The organism is Helicobacter cetorum MIT 99-5656 (assembly GCF_000259275.1).
Lineage (GTDB): Bacteria > Campylobacterota > Campylobacteria > Campylobacterales > Helicobacteraceae > Helicobacter > Helicobacter cetorum.
Map to the genome: position 1 here is coordinate 84,559 of NC_017735.1, position 16,262 is coordinate 100,820.

Sequence of the window (16,262 nt, forward strand, 5' to 3'; positions counted from 1 at the left end):
AATGGCTCAAAATTTTACTAAACTCAACCCCCAGTTTGAAAACATCATTTTTGAACACAATGATAACCAAATGGTGCTAAACTTTGGACCCCAGCACCCTTCTAGCCATGGGCAATTACGCTTGATTTTAGAATTAGAAGGTGAAAGAATCATTAAAGCTACCCCAGAAATTGGCTATTTACACAGGGGCTGTGAAAAGTTAGGCGAAAACATGACTTATAATGAATATATGCCTACCACAGACAGATTAGATTACACTTCTTCTACAAGCAACAATTACGCCTACGCGCATGCTGTAGAGACCTTACTAGATTTAGAAATCCCACGCCGAGCCCAAGTGATTCGCACGATTTTATTGGAATTAAATCGCATGATTTCGCACATCTTTTTTATCAGCGTGCATGCCCTAGATGTAGGGGCGATGAGCGTGTTTTTATATGCGTTCAAGACAAGAGAGTATGGGCTAGATTTAATGGAGGATTATTGCGGAGCAAGATTGACGCATAATGCCATAAGAATCGGGGGTGTGCCTTTGGATTTACCCCCTAATTGGCTAGAAGGCTTAAAAAAATTCTTAGGTGAAATGAGAGAATGCAAAAAACTCATTCAAGGCTTACTAGATAATAACCGCATTTGGCGTATGCGTTTGGAAAATGTGGGCGTTGTAACGCAAAAAATGGCACAAAGTTGGGGTATGAGTGGCATTATGCTAAGAGCAACTGGCATTGCCTATGATATTAGAAAAGAAGAGCCTTATGAGCTTTATAAAGAGCTTGATTTTGATATACCGGTAGGTAATTATGGCGATAGCTATGATAGGTATTGCTTGTATATGCTAGAAATTGATGAAAGCATTCGCATCATTGAGCAACTCATTCCTATGTATGCTAAGACTGATACGCCCATTATGGCTCAAAATCCGCATTATATTTCTATGCCTAAAGAAGATATAATGACTCAAAACTACGCCTTAATGCAACATTTTGTCTTAGTAACTCAAGGCATGCGCCCACCTGTTGGGGAGGTGTATGCCCCTACAGAAAGTCCTAAGGGTGAATTAGGGTTTTTTATCCATTCAGAAGGTGAGCCCTACCCCCATAGATTAAAGATTAGAGCCCCTAGTTTTTACCACATCGGAGCTTTGCAAGACATCTTAGTAGGACAATATTTAGCCGATGCGGTAACGGTTATTGGCTCAACAAATGCGGTATTTGGCGAGGTAGATAGATGAAACGCTTTGATTTACGCCCCTTAAAAGCGGATATTTTTGAACGCCTAGAGGAATTGATTGAAAAAGAAATGCTAATAGGTGAAGTAGCGATTTTTATGTTTGAGGTGGGGGATTTTTCTAATATTCCTAAGAGTGCTGAATTTATTCAAGCAAAAGGGCATGAACTGCTTAATTCTTTACGATTCAATCAAGCGGATTGGACGATTGTTGTGAAGAAAAAGGCTTAATTTTGAGTGCTTTTAACCCCCTAAATTCTCTTTTAGAAGCAAACTCATCTCTTAGCTTAGAAGAAACCTATTACTTGGAGCAATTATCTCTCAAAAAAGGTTTTAAAATAAACTATAAAGCGACTAAAGATGACTTAAATTTTTTAGAAAAAAGCGATTTATGTGTTTTGTTTGGGGGATTTTCAAACACTTGCTTAAATGAAAATGAGTGTTTGTTGCTAGAAACCATCCATCAATCAAAACTCAATTACGCCTTACTAAGACCTTTGCAAGACACTAGAGACCTGCAAGAAACTTGTCTTTTTATGTCTTATGAAATTAACACCGAAGTGGCAATTTTATCTTTGCTTTTAAGGGGTATTTTAGAAAAAACTTTGCAATTAAAAGGGCATGTTTTAGAAAATATAGATGTAGGGTATCTAAGCTCTGAAGCTAATATGAGCGAGGAAGAATTGCAAGAACTCATCGCACTCATTTTTGAAGCTCAAAAAGTGGTGTTTGTCCTAAATAGAGAAATCACAAAGCATGCTCATGGTTTGTTTTTATACACTCTTTTAAGCGAGTTGCAAAACCATATCCATTTAAAAATCCTACAAGCATCTTCAAGTTTTTCAGATTCAACGCCTTTAATTTATCATTCAAAAGACAAAGAATTGTTGCTTAAAACAGCTTTGAAAGAACAAATCTTGCCTTTCAAATCACAGCTCAAATCAAAAGATTTAGAGCCTTTAGAACAAATCCATGAGGCTAATGGCTCATTTGCCTACCTTGCTTGCAACAGCACCAAAAACCCAAAACTATATTTTTCTAAACAATTTAAAATCGCCAATAAACTCAACTATACTAAGGCTAACATTCAAGTCTTAGATAAAACGATAGAATGCGAGCTAGAAGAAAGCCCTTATTTGAAAGGCTTAATTGCAATTTTAGAGGGGTTTTCTAAAGAAACTTACCCTTATGCCCCCATTACTAACTTATCCCACTCTCAAGGAAATTTATGATTAAAGTAACCATTAATGGTAAAACAATTGAATGCGAAGAGGGACAAAGCGTATTAGAAGCCGCTAGAGGTGCTGGCATTTACATTCCAGCTATTTGTTATCTAAGTGGTTGTTCGCCCACTGTCGCATGTAAAATGTGCATGGCTGAAATGGATGGCAAACGCATTTATAGTTGCAATACTAAACCCAAGAATAATGCAGTCATTTTCACTAACACCCCCGCTTTAATGGCTGAGAGAAAAAACATTATGCAAACTTATGATGTAAACCACCCCCTAGAATGTGGCGTGTGCGATAAGAGTGGGGAGTGCGAATTACAGGACATGACGCATTTAACGGGCGTAGAACACCAGCCCTATGCGGTTGCTGATGATATGAAAGAATTAGACACATGGGCAAAAGCCTTGTATGACCCTAATTTGTGTATTATGTGTGAGAGATGTGTAACCACTTGTAAGGACAATGTGGGCGAAAACAATCTCAAAGCCACTAAAGCCAACTTACACGCCCCAGATAAATTCAAAGATAGCATGCCAAAAGATGCCTTTAGCGTGTGGAGTCGTAAGCAGAAAGGCATTATTTCTTTTGTGGGTAGTGTGCCTTGCTATGATTGTGGGGAATGTATTGCAGTATGCCCTGTAGGGGCGATGAGTTACAAAGACTTCGCTTACACAGCTAATGCATGGGAATTAAAAAAAATCACTTCTACTTGCACGCATTGTTCAGCGGGGTGTTTAGTTCAATATGATGTGCGTCATTTTGACACTCTAGGCGAAGAATCTAAGATTTTTAGAGTGCTGAATGATTTTTACCACAACCCTATCTGTGGGGCGGGGCGTTTTGCTTTTGATGTGAGCTCTAGTTCTAAAGGTAGCACTAATCTAAAAGAAGCTCAAAACACCTTAAAAGAATGTAATGCGGTGCGAATAGGCGGAGATATTACAAATGAAGAGGCGTTTTTAATAGAGCGTTTGAGAAAGCAACTGGGCTTTAAAATCTATAATAAAGATTTGTATCATTTCCAACAATTCTTAAAGGTATTAGGCGAAATCAAACGCCCTAGCATTGAAGAAATCAAAACTTCTAATCTAGTCATTACGCTTGGGTCTTCTATCAAAACAGAAAATCCGCTTATGCGTTATGCTATCAATAACGCTCTCAAACTTAATAAGGCGTCTTTAGTAGTTCTACACCCTATCAAGGATAATGCGTTAGCGAATTTAAGCCGAAGTGTCCTAAATATCACGCACGAAGTAGGTGCTGAAGAAATTCTTTTGGGTATGCTTTTAAAAATGCTTGATATTGAAAGCGCATGTTTAAAAAGCTTAGAAGATTCCAAACAAAGCGTTGTAGATGAAGTGGCTCTAAAAAAATTAGAAGAAGAGCGTCAAAAAGCCTTAGAAGAAAAGAAAAAGCAAGAAGAAGAAAATAAAGAAAAAAACGAACACTCAAACAACGAAGAAGTAGCCACACAAGAGCTAGGACAAAAGCAAGAAGAAAATTTTGAAGTTCCTACAAAAACCACTTATTCTATGCTTGAAGAAGTAGGCATAAGCCTAGAGACTTATGAAAAAATTCTCGCACTCTTGCAAAAATCAAGCAACACCTTGCTTGTCATAGGTGAAGAGATTTATAGCCATAAACAAGCTTTAAATATCGCTAAAATGTTGCGTTTATTGGCTCAAAAAAGTGCTATTCGTTTTGCCCTTATCCCACCTAGCGCGAACGCTTTAGGTATCGCTTCACTTTGTGAATTAAGCACAGAAGGTTTTGAGAATGAGAAAATTGTAGGCATTCGTGCTCAAGGAGATTTTACAATCAGTAGCGATAACAAGGTTTTTGAAAAAGGTGCGACTAACAAAGTTAATTTTATCTTGCCTAGTTTAAACCAGCTAGAAGGCACCATAACTAATATTGAAGGGCGTGTGTTGCCTTTAAAACCGGCTTTAAATTTTGAAGGCTATGACTTGAGCGATATTATGCAAGGCTTTGGCTTTATTGAAGAAAATTTAATAGAATGCACCAAGCAACTTCCTACAGAAGCTGGTTTTAAGGCCATAGATTTTGATAGTTTGACTAATCACTTCACTAACGATAGGGCTAATCATAGGGGTTATAAACTAGAATCAAGTCATTTTGAAAATAGTGCTAAAGAATATGAGAAGATAGAATGCGAACCGATTAAACCCCTAAAAGAAAAAATAACATTCAATGCGTATTTGAAATACCCAGAAACGCAATTCAACCACGCTACTAATAAAAGTGAGAATCTGCAATTAAAAGCCGGTATTTATGTTTCTAAAGCTTTCTTAGAAAAATTGAATAAAGAAGTGGGACAAAGCATTACTTTAGCTAAAGAACAAGATGAAGTTACAGGCATTTTGTATCTTGATGAGAGTTTGGAACAAGAAGTGTTTGTTATTTCGCCCTGTATTTTAGATAGTGTTTCAAACTTTTTCAAAGAGAGCGTATTTGATAGCGTGAGTTTAAAGGAGCAAGCATGAGTGCTTACATCATTGAAACTTTGATTAAAATCTTGGTTTTGGTTGCCATTTTTTCAGCCTTGGGGGGCTTTGCCACTTATATTGAGCGAAAAGTGTTAGCCTATTTTCAACGCCGTTTAGGGCCTTGTTATGTAGGGCCTTTTGGACTTTTGCAAGTCGCTGCTGATGGCATTAAACTTTTTACCAAAGAAGACATCATTCCCCAAGGGGCGAATAAATTCATTTTCACACTAGCCCCCATTATTGCTATGGTGAGTGCGTTTGTGTCTATGGCACCTATTCCTTTTTTCCCTAATTTCACTTTGTTTGGGTATGAAATCAAGCCTATCATCTCTGATATTAACATTGGCTTTTTATTTTTCTTAGCGGTAGGTTCAGCAGGCATTTATGCGCCTATTTTAGCCGGACTTGCTTCTAATAATAAATACTCTTTGATAGGCTCAGCAAGGGCTACCATTCAACTACTCAGTTTTGAAGTGGTAAGCACCTTAACAATTTTAGCTCCCTTAATGGTAGTAGGCTCGCTCTCTTTAGTAGAGATTAACAACTATCAAAGCGGTGGTTTTTTAGATTGGCTCGTATTCAAACAACCCTTGGCTTTTATTTTGTTTTTAATCGCAAGTTATGCTGAGCTTAATAGGACTCCTTTTGACTTGTTAGAGCATGAAGCAGAGATTGTAGCGGGGTATTGCACTGAATATAGTGGCTTGAAATGGGGCATGTTTTTCTTGGCTGAATATGCGCATTTATTCGCCTTTTCTTTTGTGATTTCTATTGTGTTTTTTGGCGGGTTTAATGCATGGGGCTTTATCCCGGGTGGCATAGCCATTTTAATTAAAGTGTGCTTTTTTGTCTTTTTATCCATGTGGGTTAGAGCGACTTTTCCGCATGTTAGACCAGACCAGTTAATGGGCATGTGCTGGAAAATTATGTTGCCTTTAGCCTTACTTAACATTGTGCTAACAGGCATTATCATTTTGATTTAAGGAAGATTTATGGCAAAACAAGAATACAAGCAACTTCCTAAACGAGCCGAAATTCGTAGTGCTACAGAGCATTTTGCAGATACCATAAAAACAAGCCTGGGTTTAGATTTGTTTAAGGGCTTAGGACTTACGATTAAAGAATTTTTTAGTCCTAATGTAACCATTCATTATCCTATGGAACAACTTCCTTTAAGCCCACGCTATCGTGCGGTGCATAATTTGCAACGCCTTTTAGATTCAGGCTCTGAAAGGTGTATTGGCTGTGGGTTGTGCGAAAAGATTTGCACGAGCAATTGCATAAGAATCATCACACATAAGGGCGAGGATAATCGCAAAAAGATTGATTCCTACACCATTAATTTAGGGCGTTGTATTTATTGTGGATTGTGCGCGGAAGTTTGTCCTGAACTGGCTATTGTTATGGGCAATAGATTTGAAAATGCCAGCACCCAACGCTCTCAATATGGCTCTAAAAGTGAGTTTTTAACTAGCGAAGAAGATGCCAAGAATTGCTCACATGCTGAGTTTTTAGGCTTTGGTTCAGTAAGCCCTAACTACAATGAACGCATGCAAGCTACCCCCCTAGATTACATCAAAGAGCCTTCAGAAGAAGAACCAAAAGAAGAGACTCAAGCACAAACAAGCACAGAAATTAACAAGGGAGATGAAAATGTTTGAAACAATTGCCTTTTATTTCTTTGCAATCCTTACTTTAAGCATGGCATTAGTGGTAGTTACAACCACTAATATTCTCTATGCCATTACCGCTCTCTCTAGTAGCATGGTTTTTATCTCAGCTTTTTTCTTTTTGCTTGATGCAGAGTTTTTAGGCGTGGTGCAAATCACGGTTTATGTGGGTGCAGTCATTGTAATGTATGCCTTTGGCATGATGTTTTTCAACTCAGCCGCTGAAGTAGTTGAGCGTAAGCAAAACCCCAAGGTTTTATGCGTGCTTTCATTTGGAGTGGCAATATTACTTACCTTAATTTTAAGTGCACCTAGTATTGGCGAAAATCTTTCTCAACAAGTTATTGGTTCACAAACCCCTAACATTAAAGCCATTGGCTACGCGCTCTTTACTAATTACTTGATTCCTTTTGAAGCAGCGGCTTTAATGCTCTTAGTGGCTATGATTGGGGGAATTGCTACAGGGATTCAAAAAATCCATGGAAAAAACAACGCACAATTTGTAAAGGAATCTCTATGATAGGGTTAAACCACTACCTAATTGTTTCAGGGCTACTCTTTTGTATTGGCTTAGCCGGAATGCTGAAGCGTAAAAATATTTTATTGCTCTTCTTTTCTACAGAAATCATGCTCAATGCGATTAATATCGGTTTTGTAGCGATTTCAAAATACAAGCAAAATTTGGATGGGCAGATGTTTTCGCTCTTTATCATTGCTATTGCTGCTAGTGAAGTAGCGATTGGTTTGGGCTTGGTGATTTTATGGTTTAAAAAACACAAGAGCCTAGATATTGATTCTTTGAACGCTATGAAAGGTTGAGCATGCAGTATTCTTCTTTGTTAGCAGTCGTATTGTTTTTGCCTTTAATAGGTGCGGTTTATGCGGGGCTGTTTGGGGCTAAAGCTAAAGCGTTGCATGTAGGCATTTTTAATTCTTTATGCGTGCTTGTTTCTTTGGTGGGTGCTGTTTTTCTTTTTATTCAAGTGTGGCACAACCAAAGCTATGAAAAGTATTTGTTTGACTGGATTGCTGTAGGAAATTTTAGTGTCGGCTTTTCCCTTATGCTAGATAATATCAATGCTGTAATGATTGTAGTCGTTACTTTAGTCTCTTTCTTAGTGCATGTGTATTCTATAGGCTATATGGAGCATGACGCAGGGTTTAACCGCTATTTTTCTTATCTTTCTGGCTTTGTGTTTTCTATGCTTGTTTTAGTTTTGAGCGATAATTTCTTAGGGCTTTTCATTGGCTGGGAAGGGGTTGGATTATGCTCTTACTTACTCATTGGCTTTTGGTATCACAAAGAAAGTGCAAATAACGCTTCTATTGAAGCCTTTGTGATGAATAGAATCACGGATTTAGGCATGCTTATGGGTATTATTTTGATTTATTGGAATTTTGGCACCCTTCAATATAAGGAAGTCTTTAATGCCCTTAATAGCGTGGATTCTCAAATGCTCTTTTACATTAGCGTGTTGCTCTTTATTGGTGCTATGGGTAAGAGTGCGCAATTTCCTATGCACACATGGTTAGCAAACGCTATGGAAGGACCTACCCCAGTATCTGCTCTCATTCATGCAGCGACTATGGTAACCGCTGGAGTGTATCTAGTCATTAGAGCAAACCCCTTGTATAGTGCTGTCTTTGAAGTGGGTTATTTCATTGCATGCTTAGGGGCATTTGTAGCCCTCTTTGGCGCAAGCATGGCTTTAGTCAATAAGGACTTAAAACGCATTGTGGCTTACTCCACGCTTTCTCAATTAGGCTATATGTTTGTTGCAGCAGGTCTTGGGGCTTACTGGGTCGCTCTCTTTCATCTCTTTACGCATGCGTTTTTCAAATCGCTTCTTTTCTTAGGCTCAGGAAATGTTATGCATGCCATGGAAGACAATTTGGATATTACCAAAATGGGAGCTCTATACAAGCCTATGAGAGCTACAGCTATCTTTATGATTATAGGCTCAGTAGCGTTATGTGGTATTTATCCTTTTGCAGGATATTTTTCTAAGGATAAGATTTTAGAAGTAGCTTTTGGAATGCACCATCACATTTTATGGTTTGTGCTTTTGATTGGAGCAATTTTTACCGCCTTTTATAGTTTTAGGTTAATTATGCTAGTATTTTTCGCACCCAAACAACACACAATCCATCACCCCCATGAGGCTAAGAATTTCATGCTTTTAAGCATGTTACCCTTAGGGATTTTAGCTGTTATTGCTGGGTTTTTTGAAGAGCCATTTTTCCATTTTATCTCAAAAGTTATTCCTAATTCTTATGATGAATATCCTGTGCCTTTTATGTTATTAGTAGGAATTACCACTATCGCTGTTTTATTGAGTATTGCGTTTGCGATTTACAAATACAAGCAAGGTATAAACTCTAACAAAGAAGGGGGTTTCTTGTATAAGCTTCTTTTAAATCAATACTACATTCCACAACTCTACAATGCCATAGCAAGGGCTTTTCTTTTGCTCGCGACATTCCTACACTCTGTCATAGAGTTGAGAATAATTGATTCTATTGTGGATAGAATAGGCAGAAGCGTTTTTGTGGTGGGGCGTTTATTTAGAGCTAGTCAAGACGGGAATTTAACTTCTATGCTACGCTTTATGGTGGCTGGAGTTTTAATTTTGCTTGTGTTTGTGGCTGTTTTTGGGAGATAGATAATGCAATATTTACAAACACATCTTTTAAGTGTGGTGATTTTTTTTCCTATGCTGAGTGCTATCTTAGCGTTTTTTATGAGTGCACAAGCTAGTAGGGCGTATGCAATTGTCATTGCTTTAATTGAGCTATTATTGGCCTTATTGCTATGGCATGGGTTTGACACTCAAGCTGTAGGCATGCAATTTGAAGAAACCAAAGAGCTTATTTATCAAATCGGTGTGAATTATCATGTAGGTGTTGATGGTATCACGCTCTTTTTGTTACTCTTAAACGCTATTGTTGTGCTGTTGTCTGTGATTTATGTCAAAGAACATCGTAAAGACTTTGCCATTTGCCTTTTGCTTTTAGAAGGGATTTTAATGGGCGTGTTCTCTTCTCTAAACATGATATTTTTCTATGCTTTTTGGGAAGTTTCGCTCTTGCCTGTTTTGTATTTAATCGGGCGTTTTGGCCGCAACAATAAAGTCTATTCAGGCATGAAATTTTTCCTTTACACTTTTTTAGCGTCATTACTCATGCTTTTAGGCATTTTATATATCGGGTATGACTACGCTAACCACTATGGCATGATGAGCTTTGATATTTTAGACTGGTATCAATTAAGTTTTTCTAGCGAGATTAGAATATGGCTCTTTTTAGCTTTCTTGGTAGGAATTGCCGTTAAAATTCCGCTCTTTCCTTTACATACTTGGCTACCCTATGCCTATTCTAATGCTCCTACTTTAGGCTCTGTCATGCTCTCAGCCTTGCTTTCTAAAATGGGAACTTACGCCTTGTTACGCTTCTTACTTCCGCTTTTTCCTGAGCTTTCAGAAATTTATTTAACGCCGATAGCCATTTTAGCACTGTGCATGATTGTTTATGGGGGCTTTGTAGCTTACGCTCAAAAAGATTTGAAAACTCTCATCGCTTACAGCTCACTCTCACATATGGGCGTGGTGGTGCTGGGGATTTTTGCTTTCAATGTTGAGGGCATTTCTGGGGCGGTGTTTATGATGTTTGCTCATGGCGTTGTAGCCATGGGGTTATTTATGCTCGCTGGCATTTTAGAAGAACGCACCAAGAGTTTAGAAATCGCTCGCTTTGGGGCTGTTGCAAAATCCGCCCCTATTTTTGCGACCTTTTTTATGGTGGTCTTAATGGCTAATGTGGGTATGCCCTTAAGCATCGGTTTTGTAGGGGAGTTTTTGAGCTTGCTAGGATTTTTTGCTGCACGCCCCATTCTTGCTATCATCGCTGGCACAAGCATTATTCTATCAGCGATTTATATGCTCACTTCATACAAAAATGTGTTCTTTGGCACTTTAAAAACAGGGAACAATCAAGTGAGTGTGTTTGAAGATTTGAATGCTCGTGAGGTGGGGATTTTAAGCGTTATTTTGGCTCTCATTCTAGCGTTAGGGATTTATCCTAAAGTGTTTTTAAAACCCATTGAGCAAGGCACTAAAGGGCTTTTAGAAACCATGCAAACTCGCTTAGCTCCTTTAGTAGGCTCATCAGACATCAAGATAAAAGAGGTCTCTTATGTTAATAGATAGTATCCATATCTCTTTTGATAGCTTTAGTTTTCAGAGCATTTTACCCATGCTTGTTTTAGTGTGTGGGGGAATTTTTACGCTCTTAATCAACGCATTCACTTCAAAATTTTCACGCAATTTGAATGTGTTTTTATGCATGCTCTTTTTAGCCCTAGATTTCTTAGTGATTCTAGGTTTTGAAGCACAAGAGAGTGCATTCTTTGGGTTTTTAAGCTTGGACACTCTCTCGCTAGTTTCACAAAGCATTATCCTCATTTCAGCCTTTTTGCTCATCTTCTTAGCCCTTTCTAAAGAACGCTTTAATGAATTTCAAACGGCTGAATTTTATCCCCTGTATTTATTCATTGTGGCTGGCTTTCAGTTTATGGTCTCAAGCAATCATTTGCTCTTAATCCTTATTGGATTAGAAACAGCGTCCTTACCCATTTGTGTTTTAATGGCATTGAGCGACAAACGCTTTGGCTTAGAAGCGGGGATTAAGTATTTCACTATGGGAGCTATGGCGAGTGCGTTTTTTGCTATAGGAGCTATGGCTTTTTATCTTTTAACAGGCAGTTTGAATCTTGAAGTCATTACCCTATACCTACACAATGAGGGCATCACGCACCCTATGCTCTTTGCTATGGGCGTTGTCTTTCTCATTGGAGCGATTGGCTTTAAGGTCTCTTTAGTGCCTTTCCACACTTGGATGCCTGATGTGTATGAAGGCAATAACCCTGTTTTTGCAAGCTACATCTCCATTGTGCCTAAAATCGCTGGTTTTGTCGTAGCCACTCGCATTTTTGGGGTGTTTATGGAAACCCATATTGCTTGGGTAGAAAATATTTTTTACGCTCTCATTCTTATCACTATTACCATTCCAAATTTTATCGCTCTATGGCAAGAAGATGTTAAAAGAATGCTTGCTTATAGCTCTATCTCGCATTCTGGGTTTGCTCTAGCTTGTGTGTTTATCCACACTGAAGAAAGTCAGAGTGCCATGTTTGTTTATTGGTTTATGTTTGCATTCACTTACATTGGAGCTTTTGGAATTTTATGGCTGTTAAAAAGTAGAGAAAAGACTTGGAATGAACGCTATGACCACCCCTACTCTAAATTTAATGGTCTCATTAAAACGCACCCCTTAATAGCTATTTTGAGTGCTGTATTAGTTTTTGGATTAGCTGGCATTCCGCCTTTTAGTGTGTTTTGGGGAAAATTTTTAGCCGTTGAAAGCGCGTTGGAGAAACACCATGTTCTTTTGGCGGTTGTTATGCTAGTCAATAGTGCTGTCGCTGTGTTTTATTACTTCCGCTGGCTAGTGGCTATGTTTTTTAACAAACCCATGCAAGCTCAAGGCTATGCACAAAGCGATATTTACACTCAAAATGCTACCATGCCCATTTATGCTGTTATTATTGCTATGGCACTTGTGTGTTCGCTCTCTATCTTTATTATGCAAGGACTCTTAGAATTTGTGGCTTAAGTCAAAAATCATTGGCTCTCTTTTGATAGGTGCGAGCCTGTTTACACATTCTCTTAACGCCTTGAGCCTTACGCTCACACAAGGTAAAGAAGATGGGCAAGATTTTTCTGTCTTAACCTTACGCCACAATAAAGCGTTTTCTTGTTTTTATGCGAGCGATAAATCTCGTGATGGCATTAGAGCATCTCTAGTTATCACGCACGCAAAACACCCTGTAGAATGCGTTATAGACTCCATTCCTAATGAAGGCTTTACCCCCCTAGAAAATGCCTTTTTCAATATTGCTTACTCCATGCAACAGGGGCGATTTGTCTTACGCATCAAGCCAAAAGTTATGCGAAGACTCACTCTCTTTTCCTTTGCTAGAGATTATAAAAATGAAGTGCCACTTTTTCAGGAAAACGACTCCAAAGCTAAAATGTGGCAAATTATAGGCTATGACCAAAGCATTCCTTTTTTAAAAAACCCCCATGCTAATACTAAAAAGGGCTTGAATTTTCCTATCACAATCCGCAACGCTCAAACCCCTATGATTCAAGAACTGGATATTGATAGTAAGCCCTTATTAACAACCAAAAGATACGATTTAAACGCCTATTTAGAAGCTAAAAAACAAATTGACTCGCAAGCCTATTTTGATGCCCTACGCACTATTAGCCGCATTTTTAAAAACTACCCCCAAACGATTTTTAAAAAAGATTTGTATCTGTTAGAAATTATCGCTCTAGGGAAGTTAGGCATTAAAAAACCCTTGCTGATAGATATTGGCACTAAGTGGATTAAGAGCTATCCCACTGACCCAAATATCCCTGAAGTGCTGTATTATGTGGCTAAAGCCTTAGATGAAACCAACCATTACAAACAAGCTATCCGCCATTACAAACGCATTCTCTTAGAATACAAGCACTCTCGCTATGCCCCCTTAGCTCAAATGCATTTAGCCATTGAGGCAGCTGATGCATCTGATTTTAGTGGGGCTATTACGCTGTTTAAAGAAGCTTTTTCTAACGCTAAGGACAAAGAGAGTGCAAGTGAAGTCGCTCTCAATTGGGCTGAAGTAGAAATCATGCATCAAAATTTTAAAAACGCCAAGTATCTCATTGACAAGGTTATCAACGCCAATCCAAATTACATTTCTACGCATAGCAAATTAGCCTTAGAATTACTCAATTTATTAAAAAAAGACCAAATGAATGAGAGTGCCATTAAAATCGCTAAACTACTCATCAATCAAGATGATGATTTAAAGGCTAAAGAGCAAGCGCTCTATGATTTAGGGGCGTTGTATGCAAGGATTAAAGACTTTAAAAACGCCCATCTTTATAACCTACAATATTTGCAAGCCCATGCGGAACTAGAGCGAGCTTCTATTGTTAAGGCACGAGATGAAAAAGCCCTTTTTTCTATGGAAGGAAACACGCAAGAAAAAATCGCTCATTATGATAAAATCATTCATAGTTTTCCTAACTCCAAAGAAGCCTTGAAGGCTACTGAATTAAAAGCTCAATTACTCTTTGATGAAAAACGCTATGCCGAAGTCTTAAGCATGCAAAAGGATTTACCTAAAGATTTTCCTTTGATTCAAAAAACGCTCAACACCCTTTCTAAAGAAAAATTAGATAACAATAATTGCAAACAAGCTTTAGCGTATTTAGCGCAAGTTAAAAATTTTGACCTAGACAAAAACCAAGAAATTAAAGCCTTTGATTGCTTATATTTCGCATCATTACACCAAAAAGCTCAAGTCATCGCTTTAAACGCCTTAAAAGCCGCCAAAACCCCCAGCGAAAAATTGCCATGGCTTTATCGTTTAGGGCGTAATTATTATCGCTTAGGGGATTTTAAAAATTCCACCTTTGCTTCCAAAGATGCCTTGACTCTGGCTCAAAGCTTGAATAAAAAAGAATTTTACAATATCGCTTTTATCTTATTTGCAACTTATATGCAAAACAATGAAAAAAATTTAGCTTTAGAGATTTATGCGTTTTTAGAAAAGCATTTCAAAGACGATAAGCGTATGATATTAGTCTATTTTAAATTATTAGAGAATGAAAAAGACCCCAAAAGTATCAAAATCTATGCCACGACCTTACTCAAACTACAAGACACCTACAAGGACTATTCTTACACGCCTTTTGCACAATTTGCCCTAATAGAGGCATATAGAACCACCAAAGACTATCTCAAAGCCTTAGAAGTGCTAGAAAAACTTTTAACTCACAAACTTTCTGTAGAAAATCATCAAAAAGCTTTGTATTTACAATCTAGTTTATTAGATTTAAGTAATCAAAAAGCAAAGTCTAAAGAGAGCCTAGAAAAATGCGTTCAGTTAAAACAAAAAGATAAAACAAACCCATGGCAAAGCTTGTGCGAGCAAGGTTTAGATTTATTTAAAAATAAGGAGCAATAAAATGGATACAAATATTTTTAGAGAATATGACATTAGGGGCATTTATCCAAAAACTTTAGATGAAAATATCGCTTTTAGTATCGGCGTAGAGTTAGGAAAAATCATGCAACAATATAGCAAGGGCGTATTTGTGGGCTATGATGCAAGGGTGCATGGAAAAAACCTTTTTGAAGCTTTGAGTGCAGGATTACAACAAGAGGGTTTAAAAGTGTATGATTTGGGGCTTATTCCTACACCGGTGGCGTATTTTGCGACCTTTAATGAGATAGATAGCATTCAATGCCCTAACTCCATTATGATAACTGGCTCTCATAACCCTAAGGAATATAACGGCTTTAAAATCACAATCAATAACAACCCTTTTTATGGCAAGGATATTCAAGCTTTAAAAGACACGCTTTTAAATGCCACACAAAACGCCACATATAAAATTAAACCCCTAAAAGAAATGCCTTTAAAAGTCAATGCCCTAGAAGCTTATCACAACTATTTAATCAACAATTTTAAGCATTTAAAAGATTTCAAGCACAAAATTGCCCTAGATTTTGGTAATGGCGTGGGAGCGTTAGGCTTAGTGCCTATTTTAAAAGCTTTAAACATTGATTTTGATAGTCTTTATAGTGAGCCTGATGGCAATTTTCCTAACCACCACCCAGACCCAAGCGAGACTAAGAATTTACAAGACTTGAAGGCACATATGCAAGAAAATGCTATTTCTATAGGCTTTGCTTTTGATGGCGATGCGGATAGGATTGCAATGCTAGGGGCTAATCATATTTATGCAGGCGATGAATTAGCCATATTATTTGCTAAGCACTTATACAATCAAGGCATTACCCCTTTTGTGATAGGTGAAGTCAAATGCTCTCAAGTGATGTATGACACTATCAATAGTTTTGGCAAGACGCTGATGTATAAAACCGGGCATAGCAATTTAAAAGTCAAGCTTAAAGAAACAACTGCGCATTTTGCAGCCGAGATGAGCGGGCATATCTTTTTTAAAGAGCGTTATTTTGGCTATGATGATGCCCTTTATGCGTGTTTAAGAGCCTTAGAATTAATGCTTAAAGAAGACCCAAGCGATTTAAAAAACTTCATTAAAAATCTCCCCTATTCTTACACCACGCCTGAAGAAAAAATCTTTGTGAGCGAAGAAGAAAAATTTGAAATCATTCAAAATTTACAAAACAAACTTCAAAATGTGCCAGATAACTTCCCTAAAATCAAAGAAATTATCAGTATTGATGGCGTGAGAGTGGTTTTTGAACATGGTTTTGGACTTATTCGTGCGAGTAACACCACCCCATGTCTAGTCACTCGCTTTGAAGGCAAAGATGAAAAAACGGCGTTAGAGTATAAAAAGGCGTTGTTAGGATTATTGGATGGGTAATTAGTCCATCTCACTTAAGTATTGCGTAGAATAATAAAGATTGTAGGTTAAAGCTAAATAGCGAAATAAAAACACAATGCATGCTTAAAAAAGCTTAACCTTAACTAATTTTAGTTAGGGTTAGTTATAATTAGCTATAACTAACCTAATTATAAT

The 16,262-nt window shown here is 37.8% G+C and carries 13 protein-coding genes; all 13 read left to right on the forward strand.

Translation table 11 applies throughout. The features are described from left to right. The first annotated feature begins 1 nt into the window (after position 1). The 13 genes from nuoD to HCD_RS00490 are packed head-to-tail and all read left to right on the forward strand — an operon-like array spanning position 2 to position 16,106. Positions 2–1,231: an NADH dehydrogenase (quinone) subunit D gene (gene nuoD, locus HCD_RS00430; RefSeq protein WP_014658645.1), complete on the forward strand. Its 1,230-nt coding sequence runs from the start codon at positions 2–4 to the stop codon at positions 1,229–1,231. Continuing rightward, complete coding sequence (locus tag HCD_RS00435; RefSeq protein WP_014658646.1) at positions 1,228–1,458, forward strand: NADH-ubiquinone oxidoreductase subunit E family protein; 231 nt, start codon at positions 1,228–1,230, stop codon at positions 1,456–1,458. The genes nuoD and HCD_RS00435 overlap by 4 nt, the downstream gene beginning before the upstream one ends. Positions 1,459–1,460: 2 nt before the next feature. Beyond that, positions 1,461–2,459, forward strand: coding sequence for a hypothetical protein (locus tag HCD_RS00440; protein ID WP_014658647.1), 999 nt, complete (start codon positions 1,461–1,463; stop codon positions 2,457–2,459). Continuing rightward, a complete protein-coding gene (locus HCD_RS00445) occupies positions 2,456–4,963 on the forward strand; it encodes an NADH-quinone oxidoreductase subunit G (protein WP_014658648.1) in 2,508 nt (835 codons plus the stop codon). The genes HCD_RS00440 and HCD_RS00445 overlap by 4 nt, the downstream gene beginning before the upstream one ends. Further along, on the forward strand, positions 4,960–5,949 hold the full coding sequence (gene nuoH, locus HCD_RS00450) for an NADH-quinone oxidoreductase subunit NuoH (RefSeq protein ID WP_014658649.1): 990 nt from the start codon (positions 4,960–4,962) through the stop codon (positions 5,947–5,949). Before HCD_RS00445 ends, nuoH begins: the two co-directional genes overlap by 4 nt. Positions 5,950–5,958: 9 nt before the next feature. Next, the gene (nuoI, locus tag HCD_RS00455) at positions 5,959–6,627 is read left to right on the forward strand and encodes an NADH-quinone oxidoreductase subunit NuoI (RefSeq protein ID WP_014658650.1); all 669 of its coding nucleotides are present in this window, start codon (positions 5,959–5,961) and stop codon (positions 6,625–6,627) included. Continuing rightward, a complete protein-coding gene (locus HCD_RS00460; RefSeq protein ID WP_014658651.1) occupies positions 6,620–7,156 on the forward strand; it encodes an NADH-quinone oxidoreductase subunit J in 537 nt (178 codons plus the stop codon). Before nuoI ends, HCD_RS00460 begins: the two co-directional genes overlap by 8 nt. Then, a complete protein-coding gene (nuoK, locus tag HCD_RS00465) occupies positions 7,153–7,455 on the forward strand; it encodes an NADH-quinone oxidoreductase subunit NuoK (RefSeq protein WP_014658652.1) in 303 nt (100 codons plus the stop codon). The genes HCD_RS00460 and nuoK overlap by 4 nt, the downstream gene beginning before the upstream one ends. A gap of 2 nt (positions 7,456–7,457) precedes the next feature. After that, entirely contained in the window at positions 7,458–9,299 is a 1,842-nt protein-coding gene (nuoL, locus tag HCD_RS00470; RefSeq protein ID WP_014658653.1) for an NADH-quinone oxidoreductase subunit L, read from the forward strand. A gap of 3 nt (positions 9,300–9,302) precedes the next feature. Continuing rightward, the gene (locus HCD_RS00475; RefSeq protein ID WP_014658654.1) at positions 9,303–10,841 is read left to right on the forward strand and encodes an NADH-quinone oxidoreductase subunit M; all 1,539 of its coding nucleotides are present in this window, start codon (positions 9,303–9,305) and stop codon (positions 10,839–10,841) included. Continuing rightward, on the forward strand, positions 10,828–12,306 hold the full coding sequence (gene nuoN, locus HCD_RS00480) for an NADH-quinone oxidoreductase subunit NuoN (RefSeq protein ID WP_014658655.1): 1,479 nt from the start codon (positions 10,828–10,830) through the stop codon (positions 12,304–12,306). The genes HCD_RS00475 and nuoN overlap by 14 nt, the downstream gene beginning before the upstream one ends. After that, entirely contained in the window at positions 12,296–14,716 is a 2,421-nt protein-coding gene (locus tag HCD_RS00485; protein WP_014658656.1) for a DUF7494 domain-containing protein, read from the forward strand. The genes nuoN and HCD_RS00485 overlap by 11 nt, the downstream gene beginning before the upstream one ends. Position 14,717: 1 nt before the next feature. Further along, complete coding sequence (locus HCD_RS00490; protein ID WP_014658657.1) at positions 14,718–16,106, forward strand: phosphomannomutase/phosphoglucomutase; 1,389 nt, start codon at positions 14,718–14,720, stop codon at positions 16,104–16,106. The last annotated feature ends 156 nt before the right edge of the window (positions 16,107–16,262 follow it).

What these genes read in the sequence shown, in the direction of transcription:
- HCD_RS00435 (WP_014658646.1), top strand. Translation starts at nt 1,228, where the DNA reads ATGAAACGCTTTGATTTACGCCCCTTAAAAGCGGATATTTTTGAACGC.
- nuoK (WP_014658652.1), top strand. Translation starts at nt 7,153, where the DNA reads ATGATAGGGTTAAACCACTACCTAATTGTTTCAGGGCTACTCTTTTGT.
- HCD_RS00445 (WP_014658648.1), top strand. Translation starts at nt 2,456, where the DNA reads ATGATTAAAGTAACCATTAATGGTAAAACAATTGAATGCGAAGAGGGA.
- nuoH (WP_014658649.1), top strand. Translation starts at nt 4,960, where the DNA reads ATGAGTGCTTACATCATTGAAACTTTGATTAAAATCTTGGTTTTGGTT.
- HCD_RS00490 (WP_014658657.1), top strand. Translation starts at nt 14,718, where the DNA reads ATGGATACAAATATTTTTAGAGAATATGACATTAGGGGCATTTATCCA.
- nuoI (WP_014658650.1), top strand. Translation starts at nt 5,959, where the DNA reads ATGGCAAAACAAGAATACAAGCAACTTCCTAAACGAGCCGAAATTCGT.
- nuoL (WP_014658653.1), top strand. Translation starts at nt 7,458, where the DNA reads ATGCAGTATTCTTCTTTGTTAGCAGTCGTATTGTTTTTGCCTTTAATA.
- HCD_RS00475 (WP_014658654.1), top strand. Translation starts at nt 9,303, where the DNA reads ATGCAATATTTACAAACACATCTTTTAAGTGTGGTGATTTTTTTTCCT.
- nuoN (WP_014658655.1), top strand. Translation starts at nt 10,828, where the DNA reads ATGTTAATAGATAGTATCCATATCTCTTTTGATAGCTTTAGTTTTCAG.
- HCD_RS00460 (WP_014658651.1), top strand. Translation starts at nt 6,620, where the DNA reads ATGTTTGAAACAATTGCCTTTTATTTCTTTGCAATCCTTACTTTAAGC.
- nuoD (WP_014658645.1), top strand. Translation starts at nt 2, where the DNA reads ATGGCTCAAAATTTTACTAAACTCAACCCCCAGTTTGAAAACATCATT.